The 26,480-nt window shown below is 40.2% G+C and carries 26 protein-coding genes; 13 read left to right on the forward strand and 13 right to left on the reverse strand.

The window, feature by feature from the left end:
* Positions 1-2: 2 nt before the first annotated feature.
* The 5 genes from AQ505_RS25335 to meaB all read right to left on the reverse strand — a co-directional run bounded on the left by AQ505_RS25335 (position 3) and on the right by meaB (position 4,171).
* The gene (locus tag AQ505_RS25335) at positions 3-914 is read right to left on the reverse strand and encodes an EamA family transporter (RefSeq protein ID WP_082461715.1); all 912 of its coding nucleotides are present in this window, start codon (positions 912-914) and stop codon (positions 3-5) included.
* Between the two features lie 3 nt (positions 915-917).
* Positions 918-1,304 (reverse strand): RidA family protein, encoded by a 387-nt coding sequence (locus AQ505_RS25340; RefSeq protein WP_062550730.1) that lies wholly within the window; start codon positions 1,302-1,304, stop codon positions 918-920.
* 22 nt (positions 1,305-1,326) lie between these two features.
* Positions 1,327-1,482: a DUF6728 family protein gene (locus AQ505_RS27290; RefSeq protein ID WP_335337983.1), complete on the reverse strand. Its 156-nt coding sequence runs from the start codon at positions 1,480-1,482 to the stop codon at positions 1,327-1,329.
* 58 nt (positions 1,483-1,540) lie between these two features.
* On the reverse strand, positions 1,541-2,866 hold the full coding sequence (locus tag AQ505_RS25345; RefSeq protein WP_062551220.1) for an OmpA family protein: 1,326 nt from the start codon (positions 2,864-2,866) through the stop codon (positions 1,541-1,543).
* Positions 2,867-3,277: 411 nt separating this feature from the next.
* Positions 3,278-4,171 (reverse strand): methylmalonyl Co-A mutase-associated GTPase MeaB, encoded by an 894-nt coding sequence (gene meaB, locus AQ505_RS25350; protein WP_062550731.1) that lies wholly within the window; start codon positions 4,169-4,171, stop codon positions 3,278-3,280.
* A 52-nt stretch (positions 4,172-4,223) separates the two neighbouring features.
* Between meaB and AQ505_RS25355 the strand changes: the two genes are divergently transcribed.
* From AQ505_RS25355 to AQ505_RS25410, 12 genes are all read left to right on the forward strand, one after another.
* Positions 4,224-5,222, forward strand: a complete 999-nt coding sequence (locus tag AQ505_RS25355) for a glycosyltransferase family 2 protein (RefSeq protein ID WP_062550732.1) — start codon at positions 4,224-4,226, stop codon at positions 5,220-5,222.
* Positions 5,223-5,228: 6 nt separating this feature from the next.
* Positions 5,229-5,963 carry a glycosyltransferase family 2 protein gene (locus AQ505_RS25360; RefSeq protein WP_062550733.1) on the forward strand — a complete coding sequence of 245 codons (735 nt, stop codon included), beginning with the start codon at positions 5,229-5,231 and terminating at the stop codon, positions 5,961-5,963.
* 100 nt (positions 5,964-6,063) lie between these two features.
* Complete coding sequence (locus AQ505_RS25365; RefSeq protein WP_062550734.1) at positions 6,064-7,884, forward strand: ABC transporter ATP-binding protein; 1,821 nt, start codon at positions 6,064-6,066, stop codon at positions 7,882-7,884.
* Positions 7,885-7,961: 77 nt separating this feature from the next.
* Positions 7,962-8,684, forward strand: a complete 723-nt coding sequence (locus AQ505_RS25370; protein ID WP_157262561.1) for a hypothetical protein — start codon at positions 7,962-7,964, stop codon at positions 8,682-8,684.
* Between the two features lie 2 nt (positions 8,685-8,686).
* Positions 8,687-9,568, forward strand: a complete 882-nt coding sequence (locus tag AQ505_RS25375) for a glycosyltransferase family 2 protein (RefSeq protein ID WP_062550736.1) — start codon at positions 8,687-8,689, stop codon at positions 9,566-9,568.
* A 6-nt stretch (positions 9,569-9,574) separates the two neighbouring features.
* On the forward strand, positions 9,575-10,789 hold the full coding sequence (locus AQ505_RS25380; RefSeq protein ID WP_062550737.1) for a glycosyltransferase: 1,215 nt from the start codon (positions 9,575-9,577) through the stop codon (positions 10,787-10,789).
* 43 nt (positions 10,790-10,832) lie between these two features.
* Complete coding sequence (locus AQ505_RS25385; RefSeq protein ID WP_062550738.1) at positions 10,833-11,654, forward strand: glycosyltransferase family 2 protein; 822 nt, start codon at positions 10,833-10,835, stop codon at positions 11,652-11,654.
* Between the two features lie 17 nt (positions 11,655-11,671).
* Positions 11,672-12,457: a DUF5672 family protein gene (locus AQ505_RS25390; RefSeq protein WP_062550739.1), complete on the forward strand. Its 786-nt coding sequence runs from the start codon at positions 11,672-11,674 to the stop codon at positions 12,455-12,457.
* Between the two features lie 117 nt (positions 12,458-12,574).
* Positions 12,575-13,714 carry a glycosyltransferase family 4 protein gene (locus AQ505_RS25395; protein WP_062550740.1) on the forward strand — a complete coding sequence of 380 codons (1,140 nt, stop codon included), beginning with the start codon at positions 12,575-12,577 and terminating at the stop codon, positions 13,712-13,714.
* Between the two features lie 3 nt (positions 13,715-13,717).
* On the forward strand, positions 13,718-14,761 hold the full coding sequence (locus AQ505_RS25400; RefSeq protein ID WP_062550741.1) for a glycosyltransferase family 61 protein: 1,044 nt from the start codon (positions 13,718-13,720) through the stop codon (positions 14,759-14,761).
* Between the two features lie 556 nt (positions 14,762-15,317).
* Positions 15,318-15,611 (forward strand): glycosyltransferase, encoded by a 294-nt coding sequence (locus tag AQ505_RS25405; protein ID WP_062550742.1) that lies wholly within the window; start codon positions 15,318-15,320, stop codon positions 15,609-15,611.
* A gap of 394 nt (positions 15,612-16,005) precedes the next feature.
* Positions 16,006-16,650: a hypothetical protein gene (locus AQ505_RS25410; protein ID WP_062550743.1), complete on the forward strand. Its 645-nt coding sequence runs from the start codon at positions 16,006-16,008 to the stop codon at positions 16,648-16,650.
* Positions 16,651-16,868: 218 nt separating this feature from the next.
* Here AQ505_RS25410 and AQ505_RS25415 read toward each other — a convergent pair whose 3' ends face one another.
* The 5 genes from AQ505_RS25415 to AQ505_RS25435 all read right to left on the reverse strand — a co-directional run bounded on the left by AQ505_RS25415 (position 16,869) and on the right by AQ505_RS25435 (position 23,296).
* Positions 16,869-17,726 (reverse strand): hypothetical protein, encoded by an 858-nt coding sequence (locus tag AQ505_RS25415; RefSeq protein ID WP_062550744.1) that lies wholly within the window; start codon positions 17,724-17,726, stop codon positions 16,869-16,871.
* Positions 17,727-17,801: 75 nt separating this feature from the next.
* Entirely contained in the window at positions 17,802-20,867 is a 3,066-nt protein-coding gene (gene infB, locus AQ505_RS25420) for a translation initiation factor IF-2 (protein WP_062550745.1), read from the reverse strand.
* Between the two features lie 116 nt (positions 20,868-20,983).
* Positions 20,984-22,219 carry a transcription termination factor NusA gene (nusA, locus tag AQ505_RS25425; protein ID WP_062550746.1) on the reverse strand — a complete coding sequence of 412 codons (1,236 nt, stop codon included), beginning with the start codon at positions 22,217-22,219 and terminating at the stop codon, positions 20,984-20,986.
* A 2-nt stretch (positions 22,220-22,221) separates the two neighbouring features.
* Entirely contained in the window at positions 22,222-22,686 is a 465-nt protein-coding gene (rimP, locus tag AQ505_RS25430) for a ribosome assembly cofactor RimP (protein WP_062550747.1), read from the reverse strand.
* A 175-nt stretch (positions 22,687-22,861) separates the two neighbouring features.
* Positions 22,862-23,296: a hypothetical protein gene (locus AQ505_RS25435; RefSeq protein ID WP_062550748.1), complete on the reverse strand. Its 435-nt coding sequence runs from the start codon at positions 23,294-23,296 to the stop codon at positions 22,862-22,864.
* Positions 23,297-23,314: 18 nt separating this feature from the next.
* Here AQ505_RS25435 and AQ505_RS25440 point away from each other — a divergent pair, with 18 nt between their 5' ends.
* Positions 23,315-23,662: a phage holin family protein gene (locus AQ505_RS25440; RefSeq protein WP_062550749.1), complete on the forward strand. Its 348-nt coding sequence runs from the start codon at positions 23,315-23,317 to the stop codon at positions 23,660-23,662.
* 272 nt (positions 23,663-23,934) lie between these two features.
* Here the strand turns inward: AQ505_RS25440 and AQ505_RS25445 are convergent, their stop codons facing one another.
* The 3 genes from AQ505_RS25445 to panC form a co-directional block, all read right to left on the reverse strand.
* A complete protein-coding gene (locus tag AQ505_RS25445; RefSeq protein ID WP_062550750.1) occupies positions 23,935-25,074 on the reverse strand; it encodes an acyl-CoA dehydrogenase family protein in 1,140 nt (379 codons plus the stop codon).
* 97 nt (positions 25,075-25,171) lie between these two features.
* The gene (panD, locus tag AQ505_RS25450; protein ID WP_062550751.1) at positions 25,172-25,522 is read right to left on the reverse strand and encodes an aspartate 1-decarboxylase; all 351 of its coding nucleotides are present in this window, start codon (positions 25,520-25,522) and stop codon (positions 25,172-25,174) included.
* A 45-nt stretch (positions 25,523-25,567) separates the two neighbouring features.
* Positions 25,568-26,359 (reverse strand): pantoate--beta-alanine ligase, encoded by a 792-nt coding sequence (gene panC, locus AQ505_RS25455; protein WP_442952129.1) that lies wholly within the window; start codon positions 26,357-26,359, stop codon positions 25,568-25,570.
* Between the last annotated feature and the right edge of the window lie 121 nt (positions 26,360-26,480).

Raw genomic sequence — 26,480 nt, forward strand, 5'->3', positions numbered from 1 at the left:
AGTTAAATGTTTTTTTTCCTAAAGGTAAGGATATCTTTAATGATGCTCCAATTAAATACGACAACAGAGATGACCAGCAGGAAATAAGCGATCAGTTTATTGGAATCCACCTGTTCACCAAAATAAAAGATGGCCACATTAAAGGCAATAATAGGGTTTACATAAATGATGATGCCCAAGGTAGAAGAAGGAATTCCGATCAGCGCATACAGGCTGAGGAACAGCGGAATGATGGTAAAAAATACCGCCACTACAATGATGTTGCCCCAAAACCAGGCAGAATCAGGGATACCGCCATGCTGAAAAAGATAAAATGGCAGCATGAAGATCACGGCAAGGCCGATTTGCAGCGCCAGTACATTGAGCTTATCCAGGTTTTGCATTTTCCGCTGAATGATCAGGTAAAATGCATAGAGGGAAGCAATGATCACTGACCAAAGTACTTCCACAAAGGAGCCTGTAGCCAGCAAAATGATACTCAGCAAGGCAATGGCCAGGGAGATCAGTTTTAGCTTTGAAAGCTGTTCTTTGAGGAGGATAAAACCACCAAATGCAGTAATCAATGGGCAAACCATGTAAGCAAAGGCTGCCGATTGAAGACTGACATTATTTACGGCATAAATATAGGTATACCAGTTAGAGACAAGGAGCACCGTAGACACAGCAATCTGCAATGCGATGGTGTTCTTTTCTTTTTTCCCTAAACCGGCAATATAATCCAGGTCTTTTCTGATTTGCTTTTTTCTAAAGGCCAGTATCGCAGTCCATAGAAAAACCAGGGAGGTAAAGATCCTGTAATAAAGGATTTCCTCGGAAGGAAAAGCCTTTAAATTTCTTAATGGAATGGAGAAGAAACCCCAGATGGCAAAAGATAAAATGCCGGCAAAGAAATACCTGAGATTAGACTTCCCCAAAACTTATCCTTTACAAGCGATGATAGAAATTTCTACATTTACTCCTTTAGGCAAGCCTTTAACGGCAACTGTTTCACGGGCAGGAAAATTACTTTTGCTGTCGAAGTAAGAACCGTATACTTCATTCACTTCATTAAATAAAGCCATATCGGTTAAGAAAATAGTGGTCTTTACCACATCACCAAAGGTATAAGAAGCCTCTATTAATACCGCTTTAATATTTCTCATCACCTGGTGTGTTTCTTCAGAGATGGAAGTCATGGTCAATTCTCCGTTTAAAGGATTGATGGCCACCTGACCTGATAAGAATAAGAAACCATTTGCTTTTACAGCCTGGCTATAAGGACCAATCGGAGCCGGCGCATTGTCGGTGTTAAATATTTGCTTCATAATTATATAGGTTTATTTTATGCTAAAAAAGCCAGCTGATCAGCTTATAAAGTAAGCCAGCTACAAAAACGGAGATGGCAACGGCATTAATGACGTGCATAATCTTCAGGTTGATATTGGTTGGTCGATTCGGATCTTTTTTTCTAAATAGATACATACGTCTCACAAATGTAGGCATAAAAAAAGAGAGCTTCAAAAATGAAGCCCTCTTTTTTTCAATATTTACTTAGAAATAATTAGTTTCTAGCAGATTCAACACGACGGTTTTGGATACGACCTTCTTCAGTATCGTTAGAAGCGATTGGATTAGCTTCACCATGACCTTTAGTGATTACTTGACTAGCGTTAACTCCAGAGTTAACTAAGTAAGTTTTCACAGAGTTAGCTCTGTCTTTAGATAATTTTAAGTTGTAAGCAGCAGTACCTTCGCTTGAAGCATAACCGTTAACAGTTACTTTACCACCACCATTACGCAATACTGAAGATAATTTATCTAAAGTAGGGTATGATTCAGTTTTAAGAACTGAAGAGTTAAATTCAAATTGGATTCTTTCGAAACCAGTTACATTGCTATTGTCAACTACAGCAACTTCTACTTTAGGTAGAGGACAGCCTGAACCATCAACTGCAACTCCTGCTGGAGTACCTGGACATTTATCGAATTGATCAGCAACACCGTCACCATCAGAATCTTTTTTCAAATCTTCAACAGATTTTTCAACGTTAGATACACGAGTTTTCAATGCTTCAACTTCTTGACGTAATGAAGGATCTTTCAATTCATCATACATTAAAGCTAAAGGATTAACCCAGTCAAGGTTTGGTTTAGATTTAGAACCTAGAGAGAATTCTAGACCTGCATAACCGTAAGAGAATTTATCTTTAGTAGTTGCTTTTGCATATACTCCGTCAAAATTATCACCATCGATGAAGTGCATAGTGTAACCTAAGTTAAATGACACACGGTCAGATACTTTAAATTTAACACCAGCTCCAACTGGGATATAAGCTTCTTTAATGAAGTCTTTATCGCCATTTTCACCAAACTTACCTTTATTGTCTTTTCCGTCAACGATTGGGTTGTAAGCAACTAAACCGTAACCAGCAGTTACGAAGAAGTTAACTGAGTTCTCACGACGTAAGAAATCTACAGTAGCTACGTTAACAACACCTCTTAAGTCAATAGCATATTGCATTTCAGTTTCAAAACCTTTGACACCACCACCTAAAGCGTCTGGACCAGGGTTGTTAGTTCCAGAAACTTTTCCACGGAAAATGTTACCTTCTAAACCGAATGCATGACCTAGTTGTTTTCTTAATGATAAACCATAACCTAAGTTAACGTCCATCTTGTTGAAATCATTAGTACCACCGATAGCAACAAATGGAGATAAAACACCACCGTTAACACCAATAGACCATGATCTGTACTGTGCTCTTCCACCAAATACCTTGGCTGAAGAAGAAGTCGCTGGAGTTTCTTGTGCATTAGCAAGAGTCGTTGCTCCCATTAACGCTACGAAAGAGACTGCAAGACCCTTTTTTAAAGTAGAATAATTCATAATTTTCTTTTTTAAGGTTAAACAAATTAATTGTATAATTTTTTGCGTAGCAAAACTAAACAATTTTTTAAATTCCCACAATAGATATACAAACTCCGTTCCAAAGTTTCGAAGCATGACTAATTGTGTAAATCCAGCGCTGCTGTAAATGAATATTTTTCCAAATAAGAACATACAAATGAACATGCAGTTTTGTTTTAAAAAAATAAAACAAGCTGATAAACAGCACAATAAACGATATTAAATCAAAACAAAGCTCGGCAATCACTATTAATGGGGATAAAGTGTAAAAAATACAAGCTTGATATTTTTTTGACAAAAAATCTTCCTGATTTGGCGCAATTGTCCTAGCGGTTCAGCATCAGATTCCTTTTTTACATACAAACCTGCTATACAGCAAATGTTCCAATTTTAGGGGTTGATCCAGCGATCAGTGAACTTATAAATATTGAAATCCGGTGCTTCTACGGCCTCTTTAATTCCTTCAAGCAATGCCCGCTTGTCTAAATTGGCCATCCGGTAATGCTGAATGATCTTCAATGCCTTTTCGGCAAGCAGGAATGGCCGGCGTTCGTTATTGGCAGCAGCAGACTCCATCAGCCAGGAACAAAGTGCGGCTATTCCTGTATTTTTATCTGCCACTGTTTTAAAGATCGGCGTTTGCTGATGCTGGTGATACATCAATTTCTGCAGGTTATTCGCAAAAGTATCGGCACCTTCCCGATCTGCTTTGTTCACCACAAAAGCCTGTGCAATTTCCATGAGGCCAGATTTAATGTGCTGAATTTCATCTCCAGACTCAGGCACGAGCACGACTACCGTTTTATCAGCTAATCCTGCAATTTCAATCTCCGACTGCCCCACACCTACGGTTTCAACGAAAATCAGATCAAAATTAGCTGCTTTGATCACATCCACCATTTCTATCGTTTTAGCGGAGATCCCACCAAGTGCACCTCTTGTGGCTATAGACCTTATATATACGTTAGGATTATTGAAGTGTTGAGACATGCGAATCCGATCCCCCAGTAAGGAACCAAAATTAAAAGGAGAAGTAGGATCTACAGCCAGAATAGCAATTCGCTTTTGCTGCGCCGTTAAATGCATCGTGATGGCATTGACTAAAGTACTTTTTCCTGCCCCAGGAGGACCAGTAATCCCAATTACAGGCGTTTGATTCAATTCCAGCGACCTTAATAATGCTGCCGCAGGGGCAATGTCATTTTCCACCAGTGTTAAAGCCCTGGCTAGTGCAATGAAGCTGCCTTCTCGTAATTGTGTAAGCAAATGAGCAGATGAATGCATTAAATTATATCTATCTTTGTACAAATAAAGCAATATGTAATTAAGTAGGCGAATGAATTTTAGTATTTCTGTTGTTATTCCGAATTATAACGGAAAATCTTTATTGGCGGATGTTTTACCAAGTGTAGTGATCGCTTTATCTACCCTTCCTTCTTCCAGCGAAATCATCGTAGTGGACGACAACTCGACCGATGATTCCATCGCATTCATCAAAGCGAACTTTCCCGAAATTATTGTTTTAAAAAATGAAATCAACCTTGGTTTTTCAAGGACGATGAACAAAGGCATTTATGCGGCCAGCATGGATCTGGTACTTATCTTAAACAATGATGTGAAATTGCTGCCAGGATATTTTGAAGATCAGCTCTGGTTTTTCGAAAAGCCAGATACCTTTGGTGTCAATGCTACTGTGCTCAACTGGGATAGTGAAATACTCCAGGGCGGCGGAAAACTGATCAGCAGACATCTGTTCAAAATCAAGGCCAATCAAAACTATTACGTTACCGATCTCCCTGCTGATAAAAACGCGCAATACCTGAGTATGTTCCTCGGCGGAACCAATGCCCTCGTGGATAGAAAAAAGCTGCTGCTGCTTCAGGGCTATAATGACTTGTTCAGCCCTTTCTATGTGGAAGATGTAGAACTCTCCCTGCGTGCACTGAGAATGGGTTGGAAAATGTATTATGCACCGACTTCGGAATGTATGCACCAGGTTTCTACCACCATTAACAAATACAATAAAAAGAAGAAAATTAAATACCTGACGCTAAGAAATAAATATTACCTCCATTTTATCCATTTAAGCGGACTGACTTTATTTGGCTGGTATCTGCAGACTTTCCTGGAAATCGCGATGCGCCTGATCACTCTCAATAGGACACACCTGAAAGCCTTCCTGACTTTTATGAAGACTAAAAAGGAAGCTAAAATCGAGAAGTTAAAATTCCAGCAGCTGATGGCCTTAAATAAGGTACCCAACGAAGGCCTATTCGATATCATCAGTAATTATAAGGCAGAAACTTTAGCAAGAATCCAACCAAAAAACAACTAAGGATCAATGTATATTTCAGCCGTCATCATTACGAAAAACTCCGAAAAAACTATAAAACGCTGTTTGGACAGCATCGCAGGTATTGCAGATGAAGTCCTGATTGTAGATTCTGGCAGTACAGACCGCACGCTAAAAATCGCAGAAAGCTTTGGCTGTGTCATTATCAAAACTCCTTGGTTAGGTTATGGCGCCACTAAAAACCTCGGCCACCAGGCTGCCAGATTTCCTTATATTTTATCTTTGGATTCAGACGAGGCCCTTTCCTACGCTTTAGTGAAAGAAATGGAACCTGAAAAACTAAAGCTGCAGGGACTATATGAGTTTAGACGCCTGAACAACTACTGCGGTAAATGGATCAAACATGGTGCCTGGTACCCTGACAAAAAGATTCGCCTCTTTCCTAAAGAGATTTTATGGAACCATGCCGCCAGTCATGAAAAGCTGGTCCTGACAGAGGATCCGTTTTTATATACTTTTAAAAGTCCGATTCTTCATTATGCCTACAGCAGCGAAGAAGAACTGAAGTCGAAAGTAGAACTGTATGCCAGATTAGGCGCAGAAGACAGGAAACACCTGAGCAAAATCGCCGCCGTTGGAAAGATGATTTTCTCCCCTGCACTCAGCTTTGTGAAATCTTACCTGATCAAAAGAGGTTTCTTGGATGGCATAGCTGGCTTAAAAATCAGTTACTACATTGCCCTGGGTACCTTTCTTAAATATAAGTACCTGCTTCAGGGCTAGTGGCTAAGCCTTGATTAAGGCTGGTCACATTTCCAGATACCTACCCTTCTTTAATGTACAAAAATAAAAATTGTAACTTTGGTCGATTTTATCATTTTTAATGAAGACATATTTTAGATTACTGTCGTTTGCGAAACCTATTGAGAAGTTCGCCATCCCTTATATTATTGCTACATTATTAGCCGTATTTTTCAACACCTTCAACTTTACGCTGCTAGCACCTTTGTTAGACACCCTGTTTTTTGACCAAAGCAGTGCTACAGGAGCTATGAAAGTTGCCGGACAATGGGATTTATTGGCCCAGTTCAAAAACTATATCGCTTCCACTGTAGAGCACTTTGGAAAAGAAGAAGCCTTAAAAATCGTATGTGCGGTAATTTTGGCTTCCGTATTACTTTCTAACTTCTTCCGTTATTTATCACAGCGATTCATGGAAGACCTCAGGGTACATACCCTGCTGAACATTAGAAAAACTGTATTTAATAATGTGATGAACATGCACATTGGCTTTTTCAACAACGAAAGAAAAGGCGATATCATCTCTAAAGTATCTTCGGACGTACAGGTGGTACAATTTACCGTAACCAACACCTTGCAGGTAGTTTTCAAAGAGCCCTTGCAATTGCTCTTCTATGTGTTTGTATTGTTCAGCATTTCCGTAAAGCTGACTTTGTTCTCTCTATTGGTGATTCCGGTTTCTGGTTTCATCATCAGCAAGATTGTGAAGCGCCTGAAAGAACAGGCTACTGCTACACATGAGTCCTTTGCAAAAATGATTGGCTTCCTCGATGAAGCATTGAGTGGCATAAAAATCGTGAAAGCTTTCAACTCTACCGAAAGGACAAAAGAAAAATTCCACGCAGAAAACCAGTTCTATTCCAACCTGAACAGAAAAATGGTGAGAAGACAGCAGCTGGCCTCTCCAGTATCACAATCTCTGGGGATTTTTGTCATTGTCATCATTGTATTGTACGGTGGTGGATTGGTGCTGAGCGGAAGTAAAGAGTTTACTGCTTCAGATTTCATCATGTATATTGCGGTATTCTCTCAGGTGATGCAACCAGTTAAAGCCATTAGTGACTCCTTTAGCGGCATTCACTCCGGTATTGCTGCCGGCGAAAGGGTATTGGAATTAATTGATACGGAGCCACAGGTGGTCAACAAACCAGATGCCATCGAATTAAAAGAATTCAAAGAGTCGCTGACTTTCGAAAATGTAAGTTTCAGCTATCAGGATAAAGTCGTTTTAAACAACATTAGCTTAACCGTTCCTAAGGGAAAAACCATCGCATTGGTTGGTCCATCTGGTGGTGGGAAAAGTACTTTAATGGACTTAATCCCTCGTTTCCATGACCCAAAATCAGGCGTAATTAAAATTGACGGACTGAATTATAAAGACTTAACTGTAGAAAGTATCCGCAGTAAAATGGGTATCGTAAACCAGGAATCTTTCCTTTTCAATGATACTATTTTCAATAATATAGCCTTTGCCAATCCTGATGCCACAGAAGAAGAAGTGATCACAGCGGCAAAAATTGCCAATGCACATGAATTTATTCTAGGTCAGGAACAAGGTTATCAAACCTATGTAGGCGATCGGGGTGGAAGGTTATCCGGCGGACAAAGACAAAGGATTTGCATTGCCAGAGCAGTATTAGCCAATCCACCAATCATGTTACTGGATGAAGCGACTTCTGCTTTAGATACAGAATCTGAAAAATTAGTGCAGCAGGCCCTAAATAACCTGATGCAAAACAGGACTTCTATTGTGATTGCCCACCGTTTGAGTACCATTCAGCATGCGGATACGATTGTGGTAATTGAGCAGGGTGAAATCAAAGAAACCGGAAATCATAGCGAACTGATGAGTCATAATGGCTTATACAGACGATTAATAGATATGCAGGCATTTACTGACTAATGATGGGAAACCTTACTGAGCTGTCACGCGCAATCAAACCGACGGATTATCCGTTTGAGTTTTCAATTTGCAGCCTGGTGACTAGAAAAGAGGAATACCAGGAAATGCTGGCCAGCTTTCTGGCTCATGGATTTACCGAAGATTGCTGTGAGTTTTTACATGCAGACAATAGTAAGGAATGCACATTTGATGCCTATACCGGCATCAACCATTTTTTAAAAGAAGCAAAAGGAAAATATGTAATCATCTGCCATCAGGACATCCTGCTGCATAATGATACCATCCAGGACCTGAGGACTAAGCTCTCAGAACTGGACGCATTAGATAAAAACTGGGGTCTTTGCGGCAATGCCGGTGCTGCTGCGCCAAACCATGTGGTGTACCACATCAGTTATCCTGATACCGGTTTAAAAAGCAAAGGTAAATTCCCGTTGAAAGTTGCCGCCCTGGATGAAAACTTTTTGATCGTAAAAAATGAAGCCTGCCTAAAAGTCTCCAATGACCTTTCAGGTTTTCATTTATATGGTGCCGATATTTGCTTACAGGCAGAGCTGAGCGGATTTAATGCTTACGTGATCGCTTTTGATGTGATCCACAAAAGTAAAGGCAATAGAAATGAAGACTTTTACACCATCCGTAAAGCCCTCATCAAAAAATATAACCATTTTTTTAGAAGCAGGTGGATTCAAACCAATACGACTATTTTCCATTTATCGGGCTCTTTCCTTGGAAGACTGGCCGGTAATCCTCTCTCTTTGTTTTTTGCAAAGATGTATTATGGACTAAAGAAGAAAATCTAATCATGGAAGCCCAAATGATCTCTATTGCCCTTTGCACCTATAACGGTGAAAAGCATTTGCATGAACAAATGGACTCCCTGCTGAAACAAGACTATCCAAATCTTGAAATTGTAATTCTGGACGACTGCTCTACAGACCGCACTTATGAATTGCTGCTGCAGTATCAGGAAAAACACCCGCAGATCCGTCTGTCCCAAAACAAAGAAAACCTGGGCTTCAACAAAAATTTTGAAGCAGCACTGTTACAGTGTAAAGGGGAGTTCATTGCGATTGCCGATCAGGACGACATCTGGGAACAGGACAAAATCAGCCAGCTGGCCGTCCAAATCGGAGCTCAGTTCCTGATTTACCATGATTCCCTATTAATTGATGTGGACGGACAAACTACAGGCAGAAAAACATCCAATACCCACCGATTTGTAAAAGGCCAGTGTCCCTCTTATTTGCTGTACAACAACTGTGTTTCCGGACATACCTGTTTGATGAGCAAAGCACTTTTACCTCATTTGCTGCCCTTTCCGGAAGACATCTATTATGATTGGTGGATGGCTTATACGGCGGCCTGTCTTGGTAAAATCGACTACCTTAACTCAGCCCTGGTGAAGCACAGAAGACATGCTTCCAGTTCTACCAGTAAAGATAAAATCAGCGGTAAAGCATTGCGCATTAAAAACCTGAGTCTGTTTCAGACCCACCCTTTAAATCCGGGGCCAACAAAAACGCTGATTAAAGACTTGCTGAATGGTTACGCCGTATTGAAACAGCAATCTTTTTCCAGGGCTTTATGCTGGACACTGCTTAAAAATTCAAAATCAATATTTTATACCCGACGGAAGTCGCTTTTTTCACAAATCAAGTTCATCCTCAAAGAAAGTACCCGTTAACCCTATATGGCAGCTATATCTAACTCCAGCTTAAACAATGGTCCTAAAAAACCAGGCGCAATGAATACCATCGCCTTAAAGTTAAGCCAACTCCTTATTTCTTCCAGCAGATCGAAACCATTGGTAGCGTCTTCAAAAAAAACGTTGTTGGTGATCGACGATTACCTTCCTTTTTATGATAAATCTTCTGGCTCAAAAAGATTATTTGAGCTGTTAAAGCTATTCATCGGGATGGATTTTAAGGTGATTTACCTGCCGGAAGATGGTAAGGCACCTCAGCCCTATGCCGGAGAACTACAGGAAATGGGCATTGAGATTATCGCCGCTACATCTGGAAAGAGTCATGTAGATCAGCTAAAAGAACGCTTGAATGAGTTTCATTATGCCTGGATTTCCAGACCAACACTGAATAAAAAATATCAAAAGATTCTGAATAAAAACACCAAAACCATTTTTGACACGGTGGATCTTCATTATTTGAGGATGCTTCGCCAGGCAGAAAATGAGGGCAATGAAAAGTTAAAACGCAGGGCCCTGAAAACTAAAAAACTAGAACTGGCATTAGCGCTGAACAGCCATGCCACAGTAACCGTTACCGGAATCGAAAAAGACATTCTGGAGAGAGAAGGAATCGAGCATGTTTTCGTCATTCCAAATGTACACTTCCTTAATCCGAACAATAAAAATACGCCTTTTGAGGAACGTAAGGGCATCTTATTTATCGGAGGGTACAAGCATGAACCTAATGTTGATGCAGTAAAATGGCTGGTGGAAGAGATCATGCCGAAAGTATGGGCAACGGATCCAAGCATTCACCTGACCCTTTTGGGCAGTGACCCCAGCGAAGAATTACTAGCTTATAATTCTGATCGGGTTTCTGTTCCCGGATACCTGCAGAAGGTGGCCGATTACTTCTATGAAAACCGGATATTTGTTGCGCCATTAAGGTATGGTGCGGGAATGAAAGGCAAAATAGGCCAAAGTATGGAATATGGCTTGCCTGTGGTTTCTACCAGTATTGGCGTAGAAGGCATGGACCTGATAGATGGCCATAATGTATTGGTTGCCGAAAGCACCAATGATTTTGCCAACCGTATTTTACAATTGTATCAAAATCCGGAACTTTGGTCCTCGATCAAGAACAACTCTATTAAAGCAATAGAAGACTATAGCCCGGCAGAAGTGACTAAAAAGTTGGATAAATTGTTTAAAACGTTGTAATTTTCACGGAATTAGAACGCCTAACATCAACCTGAACCTATAAATGAATCCAAAAATCTCCATAATTACTGTCAATTACAACGATAAAGCTGGACTTCAAAAAACCATAAAAAGCGTTGCCGAGCAATCTTTCAAAGATTTTGAGTTCTTCGTGATGGATGGCGGCAGTACAGATGGCAGCAAAGAGTTACTGGAAGAAAATCCGGCTTTATTTACCCGATGGTTATCGGAACCAGACCGCGGCATTTACCATGCGATGAATAAAGGCATCAAAATGGCGAAAGGCGAATACCTGTTGTTTTTAAACAGCGGCGACAGTTTATACCATTCGGAAGTACTGGCACAGGTAGACCAGGAAATTACCGGGGAACATGGTATCTATTATGGCGATATTATTTATGATGAAATCAGCAAACAGACCGTCAGGACTTTTCCCGATCGATTAACATTCGGCTTCTTTTACGAGCATAACCTCTCTCATCAGGCCAGCTTTATCAAAAGAACACTTTTTGGTGAATTTTTCTATTACAATGAATCCTTTAAAATTGTGTCCGACTGGGAGTTTTTTATCTATGCGATTTGCAAAAAAGATGTTCCATATCAACATATCAACAGTATACTCACTAATTACGATGCTACCGGCCTCTCTTCCAATGTAGACAACCATGTCATGATGAGGAAAGAAAGAGAAGTGACACTGGAAAAATATTTTGCTGCATTTAAAGATGATTATATTTTCTTTCCAGAGCTGCAGCAAAAAAGAATGAAGCAGTTTTTAATTCTGAAACAAAACAAAGTAGCCTGGAGAGTCTTAAAAATGGTCATGAGTGCCATACAGTTCTTCCTGCCCAAAAAGAAAGGATAATCATCAAACCTGATTTTATGAATAATAAAAAATGTGTAGTCGTAATCCCAGCCTACCGAAAATTACAGCCAATTGAGCTTCGTTTTCTGGAAAACGGTCTGCTCAGAACAGCAGGATTTGAACAGGTAATTGTGGCCCCTGATGACCTGATCATTGATCATTCCTTTGGCAAACTCTGCGAGTTACGTGTAGAGCGCTTTCCAAATCATTTCTTTAAAGATATAGCGGGTTATAACCGGCTGATGATTTCTATTGATTTCTACAGTCGCTTTACCGATTTTAAATACTTGCTGACGCTGCAATCAGATGTTTACCTGTTTAAAAATGAATTGGACTACTGGTGTGATCAGGCTTATGATTATATCGGGGCACCATGGTACAAAGCTGCTGTTTTGAAAAAACGTTCACTGCGTGCCTGGGTATTCCGTAACATCCGGCAGCCACTGCTGACCAGGAAAAGAGAAGGTGGCTGGCTGGCCAATAAGGTAGGAAATGGCGGATTGTCTTTGCGGAACATTTCATCGGCTATACACACCTTAAAATTATGTGATGCTGAGTTATTCAAAACCTATTGGAATCCCAGCTCCCATCATTATAATGAAGACATTTTCTGGTCTATAGAAGCACCTAAAATAAACCGGGAATTCCGCATTCCCATCTGGAATCAAGCCTTAAAATTCGCCGTTGAATTTGAACCTCAAAACGCCATAAAGAAATTGGAGGGAGAACTTCCTTTCGGCTGTCACTCTCCAATACTGATGGATCCTGATTTTTGGAAAAAATATATCCCGGAAATGAATTAATATAAAAGTTATTACTTCCTATATTTACAGACGTCCTCGGCCGACTATTTAACTAAAATGCTTCCTGCGAATATTGAATAAAACACTTGCCGAAATCGCATGACGCTAACCTGAATAATGATAAAAATACTCTTCGATCCACAAACATTCAATGACCAAAAGTTTGGGGGAATTTCCAGGTACTATACAGAGCTTTTCACCCAATTTAAGGCGGTTAAGGAAGTCCAGATCGATTGTCCTTTGTTTTACACAGATAATATCCATTACCAGGAAAGTTGCTTTTTCGAAGATAGTTTTCAAAACAAACAGCAATTCCTGATCAGGTTCAGTAAGATTATCCGTCCGTATCTTCCCAGGAAGCTAAAAAAGAGAAATACAGAAAAGACGATTGAACTTTTAAAGGAACAGCAGTTTGATCTTTTTATCCCTACCTATTACGATCCATATTTTATAGCTCATTTAAAGGACAAACCTTTTGTGCTGACGGTACATGACATGATCCATGAGTTGTTCCCTCATTATTTCGGGAATGACCTGACTACAGTTCCAAATAAAAAACTGCTGATTGAGAAGGCAACGAAAATTATCGCGGTCTCAGAGAACACGAAAAAAGACATTTTATCCTATTACCCTCAGACTGATCCTTCAAAAATTGAAGTGGTTTATTTGGCCCATTCTATAAAACCGGAATCCAGCACCGCAACTGAGCTGCCAAAAAAATACGTATTATTTGTAGGCAACAGGTCTTTGTATAAGAACTTCGATTTCTTCTTAAAGGCGATGGCTCCGGCACTAAAACTTCATCCGGATACTCATTTACTGTGTGCAGGCGGAAATGCTTTCACAGCAGCAGAACTGCAATTAATTGCATCCCTGGATATCGAAGCGCAGGTGGTACAGCAGAACTTCCGTGACGAAGAGTTGAGCGCTTATTATAAGCAGGCTTTATTTTTTGTATTTCCATCAGAATACGAGGGCTTCGGAATTCCTGTATTAGAATCAATGGCCTGTGGCTGTCCGGTTATACTTGCCAATCACAGCTCATTCCCGGAGGTTGCAGGAGATGCAGGTGTTTATTTTGAATTGAACAACCATGATGATTTAACCACCAAAATCAATATGCTGCTAAACGAGCCCGAGCAGCGGACTGCCTATCGCTTGAAAGGTATGGCACAGCTGAAAAAATTCAGCTGGAAAAAAACAGCTGCCGAATCTCTTGCTGTTTATAAAAAGGTATTATTTCCTAAAAAACATTAGCTCATGACTAAAAACATCATGGATAGTTATACTATCACGCATGCAATGCCGGAAAATTATGTAGCCGGAGAACTCGATTTCTGTAAGGCTGAGTTTTCCTATGACACCTACAAGGTCCAGCTGATGGATTTCCAGGACTGTGTGGTGAATAGAACTGGTTTTCTTTATGAGACTAAGAAGTTCAAGCTGAACGAGTACTCTTTATTAGATGTGAACCGTTATACCAAATTTCTAACGCACAAGCATTACCTAAAAAAGGTCTTGATCAAGCCCAAAAGAAAATTAGGCCCGGGAAAGTATCTTTTAGTGCATGATGAATGGACCAATGAACACTACCATTGGTTTTGTGATCTATTGCCAAGATTATTTGTGATTAAAGAACAGCTTAAAGATTATATTTTACTCCTGCCAGATTCTCCTTATGTCAGGAATATAGGCTTACAAAGCCTTGAATTTTTTGAACTTCAGCCAGCTGATATAGAGTTTATAAAAGAGAAGGAACTGGTGAAGATGAAAAATGTTTCCATTTTAACACACACCTGCCTTACTGGCTACGTAAATGCGAAGATCATCAGGGAGATGAAGGCATTCACTACTCAAAAATTAAAGCTTGACCCAGCAGCTCCAGCTAGTAAAATTTACATCAGCAGAGATAAAGCCAGGTATAGAAAAATCCTGAATGAACCAGACATCCAGTCCGTTGTTAAAGATTTTGGATATGAGGTGATCAGATATGAAGATTTAACCTGGAAAGAACAGATCGCTCAAACTTCCAGTGCTAAATCACTGGTTTCTATTCATGGTGCCGGATTGATCAATATGTTTTATATGCAGGAACATGGCTCAGTACTGGAGTTCAGAAGAAATAAAATATACCACAATCAATGTTTCTGGCATTTATCACAAGCCCTTCAGCTGAAGTATTATTATCTATTTGGTACGCCAGATGATGATAGCCTCGTGATTGAAGGTAATGGCTGCAACCTGACTGTTGACCCCAATTTACTTAGTAAAACACTTAAAGCTTTGGAAGACCGCCAGGCTTAACCTACCATTTAAATTAATTTCATGCAAAGATCAGAATAATAGAAGCAGTGAACCAACTTGGTTTGCGAGGAACAGAATATGGTCTACAGTTATATAGTAATTATCTTAACAGAACCCAATTTGAGATCACCGTGGTAGCCTAGCTAGAGGGTCGCCGCAGAAAGAAACTTATTGAAGATTTAGGCATTAAGGTTATCGTTCTGAATGGCGATCTAAATCAGTTTGGCGAATTAATCAAAGAAGCCGATGTATTACAATGGCATGGAAATGGTGTTTTAAAACAAGATTTTATGAAGTTGTTAAGGCAAATAAGCCAAATTAGTAATTCAGACCAAGGTTTTTGGATTTTTTGAAAACGCTACTTATGACATGATTAATTACGATATTTTCATATCAAAGATGATTTTAGTAAGGCGTATGAAGCTAGACAGAAAACTAAAGAACAAATTTGAGAACCGCAGAAAGGTATTGCCTTATCCTGTTGATGTGGGCTTCATTAGCAATCAATTGCCTGAACAGGCGGCATTATCAGCCTTCAAAATAGAGAGAAATCTGGATGGTTTCTTTATTGTTGGTAGAATTGCCAGGTCTGATAATGCTAAATTCGATTTATTCACCCTGGGATGCGCTCAAAATATTTGCCGAACAGCTGATCGTATGTGAAAATACTTCGGACTTGCAGGAATTGTTATACTACTATAAAACGATCGATATTTTCCTGGCGGCAAGTGCCATCGGAGAAAACTTTGGAATGGTGATTGCAGAAGCGATGAACTCAGGTACACCTGTGGTGACGATCAGAACTGAAGACCGCGACTATGCACCACCCTTATATTTTAGAGGGCACTGAAAAACTCCCTTAAAAATGAGTAGCCAATAAAAAAGGGGTGAATAAACGTTTTAATGCCTGTTTTCCTTGTCCATTGCAATACTCACCGTTTTATTGATCAACAGGATCAATAGGTCGCATTCTGAATAGGAACTCAACTGGATCTTTTGTTCATAAGATGAAAAATTTAATACTATAAGATCACAAAATCAAATCTCAGTTTTTATAGAAGGCTTAAACCCAAACCCGCTTGTCCCAAACCCCGCAAAAAATCAACAACAATCTTATTAATACAAAAAAGAATATAAAAATAACTTATTATTTAAAATAAAAAATACAAAATTAATTTAAAAATTTATAAAATAATAAATTTCATATTGTATATTTGGTTTCACTAAAACTATATTTAAATTTTATGAGAATCAAATTTTTAGCACTTACTCTACTTGTTTTAACAGCTACTGCATGTAAAAAAGAAGCATCTACAGATTTAATTGAAAAGGAATTGCCAGTAAAGGCTGATAAGGTAGCCGCTACAAGGCTTCCGTCCGATAGTTTAAAAAGCAGCTCTGTAAATGCAAGAGTTGCATTTCAACTTCCATACAAAGAAGAAGTTCCCGGGCGAGTAATTCTTTACAAATTAATCCGATACAAGACAAATCAACATTTCATGGCATCAAGCCAAGAAGCTTATCAATTGATAAATACAATTAATAATGATGGATTTTCGGAATGGCAGGCTGATGGAAGTGTTTTTTATCTTTATGCAACTTCAACACCAACTCAATTTTCAGGACCACTTATACCGCTTTACAGGTACTATCGTCCCAGTAACGGAGATCACTACTTTACTCCTTCAAGTGCCACTCCTAGCCAATACATATCAGAAGGCATAGTAGGATATCTTCAGTCAGGCAAGGATAATATGGCGTTAGGATCTCCCATTTACTCTTATTTCAGTTTGAAAGGCAAATTTGATCGGATATACACTTTTGATTTTAACTGGATCGGGAATGGAAATAGTAATTGGTATTTAGAAGGCATTATTGGGTACCTTTAGACACTCCGAAGATCAAAAAATCTTCTAATATTCGGTAAATAGCAAAGCGATTTAGTACGCTTCAAATTACAATTGAGAAGGAGGGTAATCATTATTTGCTTAATTGCCCCTCACACCACTCTACGTGCCGTAGGTGAGCCGCTAGTCACGCCATGAAAAAGAGACCATATCATCATGATATGGTCTCTTTTCTATCAACTTTATCACGCCGTTCGCTGCTAAGACCTTATTTTTTTCCAGAACCGGGAAAAGAAGTTCTTCTTTTTTACGGAACCTTGATTTTTAGTTTTAAAGCTTTTCAGCTCCCCAGAGTTCAGTATCTCATCGATTGTTCCTTTAAAAAAGGTCAATTTAGGCCAGATATGCGAATCCAGGGGATGAAAATTCCTTAGAAAATTATAATTGTGCTCATCTATCGCATCCCATAGTTTAAAAAAACTTTTGGTATTGAAATCATCCTTATGTCCCCAATTGTCGAGCTTCTGTTGAATCTCATCTGCTGATCTCGCCCAACTCTGGTGCAACAATAGATTGTCCCAATGCAATTTTTCATTCTCTGCATTATTATTTCTGGCGAGGTCATATACTGGGTGATTGGTAGCCAAACACAGGGTTTCAAAGGAATCATCAATCAACAGGAAACCCGCAGGCAACTCTTTAAATAAAGTAGCGACACTACAATAGATGCTCGTCGGTTTAACCGGCTTATAGGCCTTTAGCGCCGCCACAAAGCCTTCAAAATCTACATAGTACTCATCAGCGTCAATTTGAATATACCAATCTGCCTTGCCCATCTTTTGAGCTAATAAGTTTCGTTCTCTGGTTTCACATGCCATTGCGCCCAGACTTGGAACATAAAACTGGTCTTTATAAATTGTGATTTTCTGATCTTTATCAAATGCTTTCAGCCATTCCCAAAACTGGGGATCAATTTCTAATGTAGCACCGGCCCAGGTTTTCCCATCTACATCTACGGCAAAATAAATTTCATCTACAAAATCATAGATCCTGGGCAATGATGTTTTCACAAACTCGTAATCGTAGGAAATCAAGTAACCTGCTTTAATGGTAGTCATTAATTCTTATATTTTTATGCGTAAAAAAACCGCCACAGAGGCTGTGGCGGTTAGTTATTTTATGTTCAGGAAAGATTACAACTTCCTTTTTACTTCTACTTGTTCGTAAGCTTCAACGATGTCACCTACTTCGATGTTGTTAAAGTTCTGAATGTTCAGTCCACATTCATAGCCTCTTGATACTTCTTTCACGTCATCTTTATAACGTTTCAACGAAGCCAGTTCGCCTGTGTAAATTACTACACCATCTCTAACGATTCGGATTTTGCTGTTACGAGTGATTGTACCATCCAACACCATACATCCGGCAATTGTACCCACTTTAGTGATTTTGAAGGTATCTCTGATCTCCACGTTAGCGGTGATTTTCTCTTCAAATTCTGGAGCTAACATACCTTCCATCGCTGCTTTAATCTCATTGATTGCATCGTAGATGATCGAGTAAAGTCTGATGTCAATTTGTTCTGCCTCAGCAAGCTTACGCGCTCCTGGGGAAGGACGAACCTGGAATCCGATGATGATCGCATCAGAAGCAGAAGCTAACAATACATCAGATTCAGAAATCTGACCTACTGCTTTACTAATGATATTGATTTGAATTTCTTCCGTAGACAGTTTCAATAATGAGTCAGATAATGCCTCGATTGAACCATCCACATCACCTTTAACAATCAGGTTCAGCTCTTTAAAGTTACCGATAGCCAAACGACGACCGATCTCATCCAAGGTAATGTGTTTCTGAGTACGAAGACCCTGTTCACGCATTAACTGCAGACGTTTGTTGGCAATTTCTCTTGCTTCAACTTCACTTTCCAGTGCATTGAATCTATCACCAGCTGTAGGTGCTCCCTGCATACCCAATACCTGTACTGGTACAGATGGGCCTGCTTTATCAACTTTCTGACCACGTTCGTTAAACAACGCTTTCACACGTCCGCTATAACTACCCGCTAAGATCGGATCACCGATTTTCAAAGTACCTGCCTGAACAAGAACCGTAGTGACAATACCACGACCTTTATCCAATGTTGCTTCAATTACACTACCTGTAGCACGTTTGTTAGGGTTGGCTTTAAGGTCCAGCATTTCTGCTTCTAATAATACCTTCTCTAATAACAAGTCTACGTTTAGTCCGCTCTTACCTGAAATCTCCTGAGATTGGAAAGTACCTCCCCAATCCTCTACAAGGATATTCATTGTCGATAATTGCTCGCGTATTTTTTCTGAGTTTGCACCCGGTTTATCAATTTTGGTAAAGGCGAATACCAATGGTACGCCTGCTGCCTGAGCATGTTGGATTGCTTCTTTAGTCTGAGGCATTACTGCATCATCCGCTGCAACCACAATGATGGCAATATCGGCAACTTTCGCACCACGTGCACGCATCGCTGTAAAGGCTTCGTGACCTGGAGTATCTAAGAAAGTTACTTGTTTACCGGTAGGTGTGGTTACCATATAAGCACCAATGTGCTGTGTAATACCACCGGCTTCACCAGCCACTACGTTTGCTTTACGAATATAATCCAGCAATGAAGTCTTACCGTGATCGACGTGACCCATAATAGTCACCACCGGTGCTCTCGGTACTAAATCTTCTTCGCTATCTTCTTCTTCGATCAGGATATCGCTTTCATCATCCGGTTTCACGAATTGAATTTCGTAACCGAATTCATCCGCAACAATCGTCAATGTTTCTGCATCCAGACGTTGGTTAATAGATACGAACATACCTAAACTCATACAAGTTCCGATAATTTTCGTTACTGGCACATCCATCATCGTAGCCAACTCATTTGCCGTAACAAATTCCGTCACCTTTAATACTTTGGATTGTGATTCCAGCTCCATTGCTGCTTCGTCTGCAGAAAGTGCCACATCATCACGTTTTTGACGACGTAATTTTGCACGCTGTGCGAACTTACCAGATTTACCTGCTCCACTTAAACGGGCAAGTGTTGCTTTGATCTGATCCTGGATTTCTTTTTCCGTAGGTTCTTCTTTAGGACCGTTACCAGGAGACCCCGGTTTATTGTTCCTAAAGTTAGGCCTGTTGGCAGTGTTATTCGTATTGTTCCTGAAATCAGGTCTGTTGGTAAAAGTAGGTGCTGGTTTCGGCGCTGTCGTGCCTGTTCCTGCAGCTCCTGGCGCCGCTTGATTTCCTCCGGAAGTATGACCTCCCTGACCAGGATGGCCTGGAGTCTTTTTACGCTTACGCTTTCTCTTTGCATCATTGCTGTCTGCCGATGAGGCTACAGGTGATGATTTACGATCAGGTGTTACCGGTAATACAATTTTACCGATGATGTTTGGTCCTGATAGTTTTACAGAACGTGCCTTAATGACTTCCACACCGTCAGTTTTTTCAACTTTCGGAGCTTCCGCTACTTTAGGCGTTTCAATTATTTTTGGTGCTTCCACTGGTTTTGGAGTTTCTTTTACTTCTGGCTCTATTTTAGCAACAGGTTGCTCAACAGGCTTTGGAGTCTCTTCCACCTTAGGTTGTTCCACAGGTTTAACCACTTCTGCTTTTGGGGCTTCTACTGGTTTCTCAACTGCTTTCTCTTCTACAAGTGCTTTCTCCGCTGGAGCAGGGGCTGGTGTTGGTTCCACTACTTTAGGTGCTTCAGCAACTGGCTGAGGCACTTCTGGCGCTTCGTCTTTCTTCACCGGACGGGTTTTAGTATTTAAATCATCTAAATTGATTTTCCCTACTATTTTCACACCCGGCAATGCTCCCTCTTCAGGTTTCTCTTCTGTTTTTTCCACTACAGGAGCCACCGGTTTTGCCGGAGTTTCTTCTTTAGCTTTCTCTACAGGAGGAGTATACGAATGAAGGTTCTTAATTAAGATGCCTTCATTTTCGAATTCTACATTTTTTCTAGGTGCTTCTGCAGCTTTTTCGGCTGCTTCCGGCTCATCACGACGAATTTTACCAATAACAATCTGATTGGCTTCTTCTTTTACGATCTTATCGCCCTGAAACTCTTTCAACAGCGCATTATACATGTCGCGGGAGAGCTTAGTAGTGGGTTTATTCTCAACAGAAAAGCCTTTCTTTTCTAAAAACTCAACGGCCGTAGCTATGCCTACGTTAAGTTCCTTAACTGCTTTAAATAAAATTATTGGTTTGTCGTCTGACATTGATATCCTATTTTTCTTTTAATTCTTATACAAAAGTAACGTTTATTCTTGTTTATTTCATGCGTATGTGATTTGTTTTTAATGGCCACATAATTTTGACTGTTCAAGTTAACGTTTTATTCAAACTCTGATTTTAATATACTCATCACTTCTTTAACGGTTTCTTCTTCAAGGTCGGTACGTTTTACCAACTCGTCAATTGAAAGTGAAAGTACACTTTTTGCGGTATCACAACCGATTGATTTCAGCTCATCAATGATCCAGCTGTCGATTTCATCTGAGAATTCTTCAATATCCACATCCTCATCTTCTTCGCCTGCTTCACGATAAACATCGATCTCATAACCGGTTAATTTACCAGCTAATTTAATATTATGTCCACCTCTACCGATCGCCAATGAAACCTGATCTGGTTTCAAATATACCGAAGCGTGTTTCGTTTCGTCATCTAACTTAATAGAAGTGATTTTTGCCGGGCTCAATGCTCTGGTAATATATAATGAAACGTTGTTGGTGAAGTTAATCACGTCAATGTTTTCATTTTTAAGTTCTCTCACGATACCATGTATCCTTGAACCTTTCATACCTACACAAGCACCAACCGGATCAATCCTGTCGTCATAAGACTCCACTGCAACTTTCGCTCTTTCTCCTGGCTCACGCACGATTTTCTTGATGGTGATTAAGCCGTCAAAAATCTCAGGAACCTCAATTTCAAACAAACGCTGTAAGAATTCAGGGGCAATCCTTGAGATGATAATTTTTGGAGTTGCATTGATCATATCTACTTTAAGAATTACCGCGCGAACAGTATCTCCTTTTTTGAAATAATCAGCCGGGATTTGTTCCGTTTTTGGCATCATCAACTCGTTGCCTTCATCATCCAGCACCAATGTTTCTTTCTTCCAAACCTGATAAACTTCTCCGGTTACAATCTCACCAACTCTATCTTTATATTTTTTGAAGATCTCGTCTTTCTCTAATTCCAGTACTTTAGATACCAGGGTCTGGCGTGCAGCTAAAATTGCTCTACGTCCAAAGCTCTCTAAAGTGATCTGCTCAATGTAATCGTCGCCAACTTCCATATCAGGATCTAAGCGCTTTACTTCAGACAGTTCGATCTCCAGGTCATCATCTTCAGAAAAACCATCCTCCATCACCTTTCTTGTACGCCAGATTTCCAAATCCCCGTTGTCCGGGTTAACGATGACGTCACAATTCTCATCTGTACCGTATTTTTTACGCAACATACTGCGAAATACCTCTTCCAGCACACTAATCACTGTAGGACGGTCGATATTCTTGAACTCTTTGAATTCCTGAAATGAATCGATTAAATTAATATTGCTCATTTTTATTTAAATGAAATTAAAACCTTTGTTTCTGTTATACTACTAAAGTCGATACTGGTTACTTCCAGTGCCGCCTTTTTACCTTTTTCTTTAACCTTCGCTTCGATGGTTATGCCGTTCTCTTCAACAGAAAGCAACTTACCTTCTTTAATCTCGCCACCACTTAGCTTCACACTTAACTCTCTGCCAATGTTTTTTACATATTGTCTTTTCAGTCTCAGCGGTTCACCAACACCTGGTGAGGATACCTCTAAATTATAAGCTTTATCAATGGTATTTTCTTCTTCCAAATGAAAACCTACATGTCTGCTGATCGCTGCACAATCCTGGATACTAATCCCTTCGTCGCCATCAACATGAATAATAAGCTTATTGTTTGGAAGCATTTTAACTTCTACCAAAAACAACTCCGGCCTATCCGAAATCTTCTCTTCAACTAACTCTGTTACTCTTTTTTCTGCTTGCATAACCAATTTGCTAATAAAAGAAAAGAGGGGACTCCTGTCCCCTCTTGCCCTCTATTACAGTGCAAAGATATGAAATATTTTCACAAAATAAAAATGGAATCGATGTTATGTGTAATGTATGTGCAACTTTTTCAGCAAGATACGGAACAGAATGCAGGCCTTTGAAAGCGCTTGATTAGCGGTTCAGGACCTTTTGCTGCGGCTTAATGGTATAGCTTAATTTTCCTTTGACAATTTCTTCGGGCTTGGCGAACTGAATATTCAGGTGCGTAATGACCAGATACTCGCGGCCCTTTACAAAAGGTTGTATCGGACTGAACACAAGGTTGCTGTCCGCCACACTGATCGTTCCCGGAATCGCTTCTTCTCTAATGACCGAATCCTTTTCAGAAGGGGTTTGCAGGACTGAAATTAAATCTTGTAAAACAGAATCTCTATTCTTAAGCCCCTGCAGTTCCAATAAACCTCTTGGATCAATGTGCGAAAACACGATCTTTGAACTGTCTGCAGAGAAATCTATAGAAAGTGGCTTATTATTTGCATCGGAACATCCGGCAAGGAAAAGGCTGGCAACGCCCAGCAATACCGGCCTAACAAAGTATTTAAACATATCACTAAATTACGCATTATGAAGATCATTGTAGAAATTTTATTATTGGGACTGGCGGTATTTCTGGGCGCCAAAATTATCCCTGGGGTCCATGTAGACAGCTATTGGACAGCCGTTCTTGCCGCAGTGCTGATTTCACTGGCAAATGCCACCATTGGAACCATTTTAAGAATCTTCACTTTACCGATTAATTTTCTGACCCTAGGATTGGTTTCCTTCATCATCACCGTATTGATGATTTTACTGGTAGACAACATGATGAGTACCTTCAATACAAGCGGCTTCTGGGCTGCAGCCTTATTGGCGATTGTAGTTGCCGTAATCAAGGGATTACTAGGCAGTTTACTGGGAACCGAGAAAGATTAAATTTTAAAATTATTGTCTGGATAGTGACCGGGAAGTGTTCGGGAAGAGAAGGGCCTTATAATAGGGAGCGGAAGGGGTTCGCGTAGGGTTCAGGTAGCGTTACCTTAGTTCCTGCTATCCAGACCCTAACCGAACCTTTTCCTCCCTCTAAAGCCCATCAGGTCTCTTCCCGAACCATACGGGAGGCCTATCGCAAACAAAAAAAAGGCAGCGATGAGGCTGCCTTTTTTTACTGGCAAAGAAAATCTCTACCAGTAAATGCTGAAACATTTTTATCTCAAAATCTCTCTGGAGATCACCATTTTCTGAATTTCTGTAGTACCTTCATAAATTTGGGTGATTTTAGCATCCCTCATCATACGCTCTACATGGTATTCTTTTACAAAACCATAACCGCCATGAATCTGAACCGCTTCAACGGTCACCTCCATCGCTACTTTAGATGCATATAGTTTTGCCATAGAACCGGCTAAAGTATAAGATAAGCCCTGATCTTTCATCCATGCTGCTTTATACACCAGCATTCGTGCGGCTTCAATACTTGTAGCCATATCGGCCAGCTTGAAGGCAATCGCCTGATGTTCTGCAATTGCTTTACCGAATGACTTACGTTCTTTTGAATAAGCCAAAGCCAGTTCGTACGCTCCTGCAGCAATCCCTAAGGCCTGCGCAGCGATACCTATACGACCGCCTTCCAGGGTTTTCATTGCGAAAGTAAAACCAAATCCATCATCACCGATCCTGTTTTCTTTAGGAACCTTAACATCATTAAACATGAGTGAATGGGTATCAGAACCACGAATGCCCATTTTATTTTCTTTTGGACCCACGGTAAAACCTTCCATGCCTTTTTCTACGATAAAAGCGTTGATGCCTTTATGTTTCAAACTGCGGTCGGTTTGTGCAATCACCAGATAAGTGGAAGCCGTATTTCCATTAGTAATCCAGTTTTTCGTGCCGTTCAACAGGTAATAATCGCCCATGTCTACCGCAGTGGTCTGCTGGGAAGTGGCATCTGATCCGGCCTCAGGCTCTGACAGACAGAAAGCACCGATTTTTTCGCCTGCAGCCAATGGCTTCAGGTATTTCTCTTTTTGGAATTCTGAACCATAAGATTCCAGTCCATAACAGACCAGCGAATTGTTGACAGAAACCACCACGGATGCAGAAGCATCAACTTTCGACAACTCTTCCATCACCAGGACATAAGATAGCGCATCGAGCCCGCTGCCATTATATTTTTCTGAAACCATCATTCCCAGAAATCCAAGTTCACCCAACTTTTTTACTTGCTCGGCAGGAAATTTCTGGTGCTCATCTCTTTCGATAACTCCGGGCTTCAGTTCAGTCTGTGCGAAATCCCTGGCCGCCTGTTGAATCATCGATTGTTCTTCACTTAATTGAAATAGCATAATTATATAGATAAAAATATACGTACTGCCAAATTTAGTATTTCTAGATCAGATTACTATGGCTGCATAGCATTATTTTACACTATACCGTTTGCTGCTATTTTAAAAGGCGATTGTTATCGTCAGGAAAAACAAGAACAGGATGGTATTTCTTCGCTTCTTCAATTGGCAGGGAGCCAAAAGACATAATGATCAGAATATCGCCGACTTGTACTTTTCTGGCTACGGCACCATTTAAGCAAACAATACCGGTTCCGCGTTCGCCCTTAATTACATAAGTTTCAAAACGTTCTCCGTTGTTGTTGTTTACAATCTGCACCTTTTCATTGGCAATGATCTGAGCAGCATCCATCAGGTCCTGATCGATAGTGATACTACCTACGTAGTTCAATTCTGCCTGTGTTACTTTAACACGGTGTATTTTCGATTTTAATATCTCGATAATCATAATTCAAAGTTACGAATTTTTGTAATTAGGGTGTTTAATAGATTGTCAGTTGAGGAGCATATTATCAATTAACCGAGTCTGACCCACCTTTGCGGCCACTAGAGCTACGATATCCGGTTGATTTTTATCGGCTTCCGGAAGCAAGGTTTTCCCATTTGCAATGGTAAAATAGTCCAGATCCACACCAGGAATGGCAGTGATCATCTTTTTCGCATTTTCCAATAATTCCGGAATGCTGACTGTTTTAAAATTATCCTTTACATACTGCAGTGCTTCGCTTAATACCAGGGCATTTTTACGATCATCTTTGGTCAGGTGGATATTTCTGGAACTCATCGCCAGGCCGTCGTCTTCTCTGATGATCGGGCAGGAAATGATCTGAACCGGCAGCTTAAAATAGGCCACCATATTCTCAATCATCAGCACCTGCTGAAAATCTTTTTGTCCGAAGAAAGCAAGGTCTGGATTTACGGCATTGAACAGTTTGTTCACGATTTGTGTGACGCCCTGATAATGCCCTCTCCTGAATTCACCTTCGAGTAAAAACTCTGCCGGGCCCAGGTCAATATGCCATTCCTCAGGCTCAGGGTACATTTCCTGCACAGAAGGCATGAATACCACATCACATCCTGCAGCTAAAAGCATATCCATATCATGCGCTAAAGGGCGAGGATATTTCTCCAGATCCTTAGGATCCGTGAACTGCGTTGGATTTACAAATATGCTGCAAACCACTACATCAGCATACTGCTGCGCAACCTCAATCAGGGACACATGTCCTTTGTGCAAAGCACCCATAGTAGGCACTAAAGCAATTTTCTGTTGACCCAATTTTATTGGTTCAAGCAACGACTTTAACGCTGCGATGGTGTTTATAACTTTCAAACTAGCCTATAAAATTTCAAAGGGCAAAGTTGGTTAATAATACATTCCAAACAAAACATCTTGCCTATATAAT

Source organism: Pedobacter sp. PACM 27299 (assembly GCF_001412655.1).
Taxonomy (GTDB): domain Bacteria; phylum Bacteroidota; class Bacteroidia; order Sphingobacteriales; family Sphingobacteriaceae; genus Pedobacter.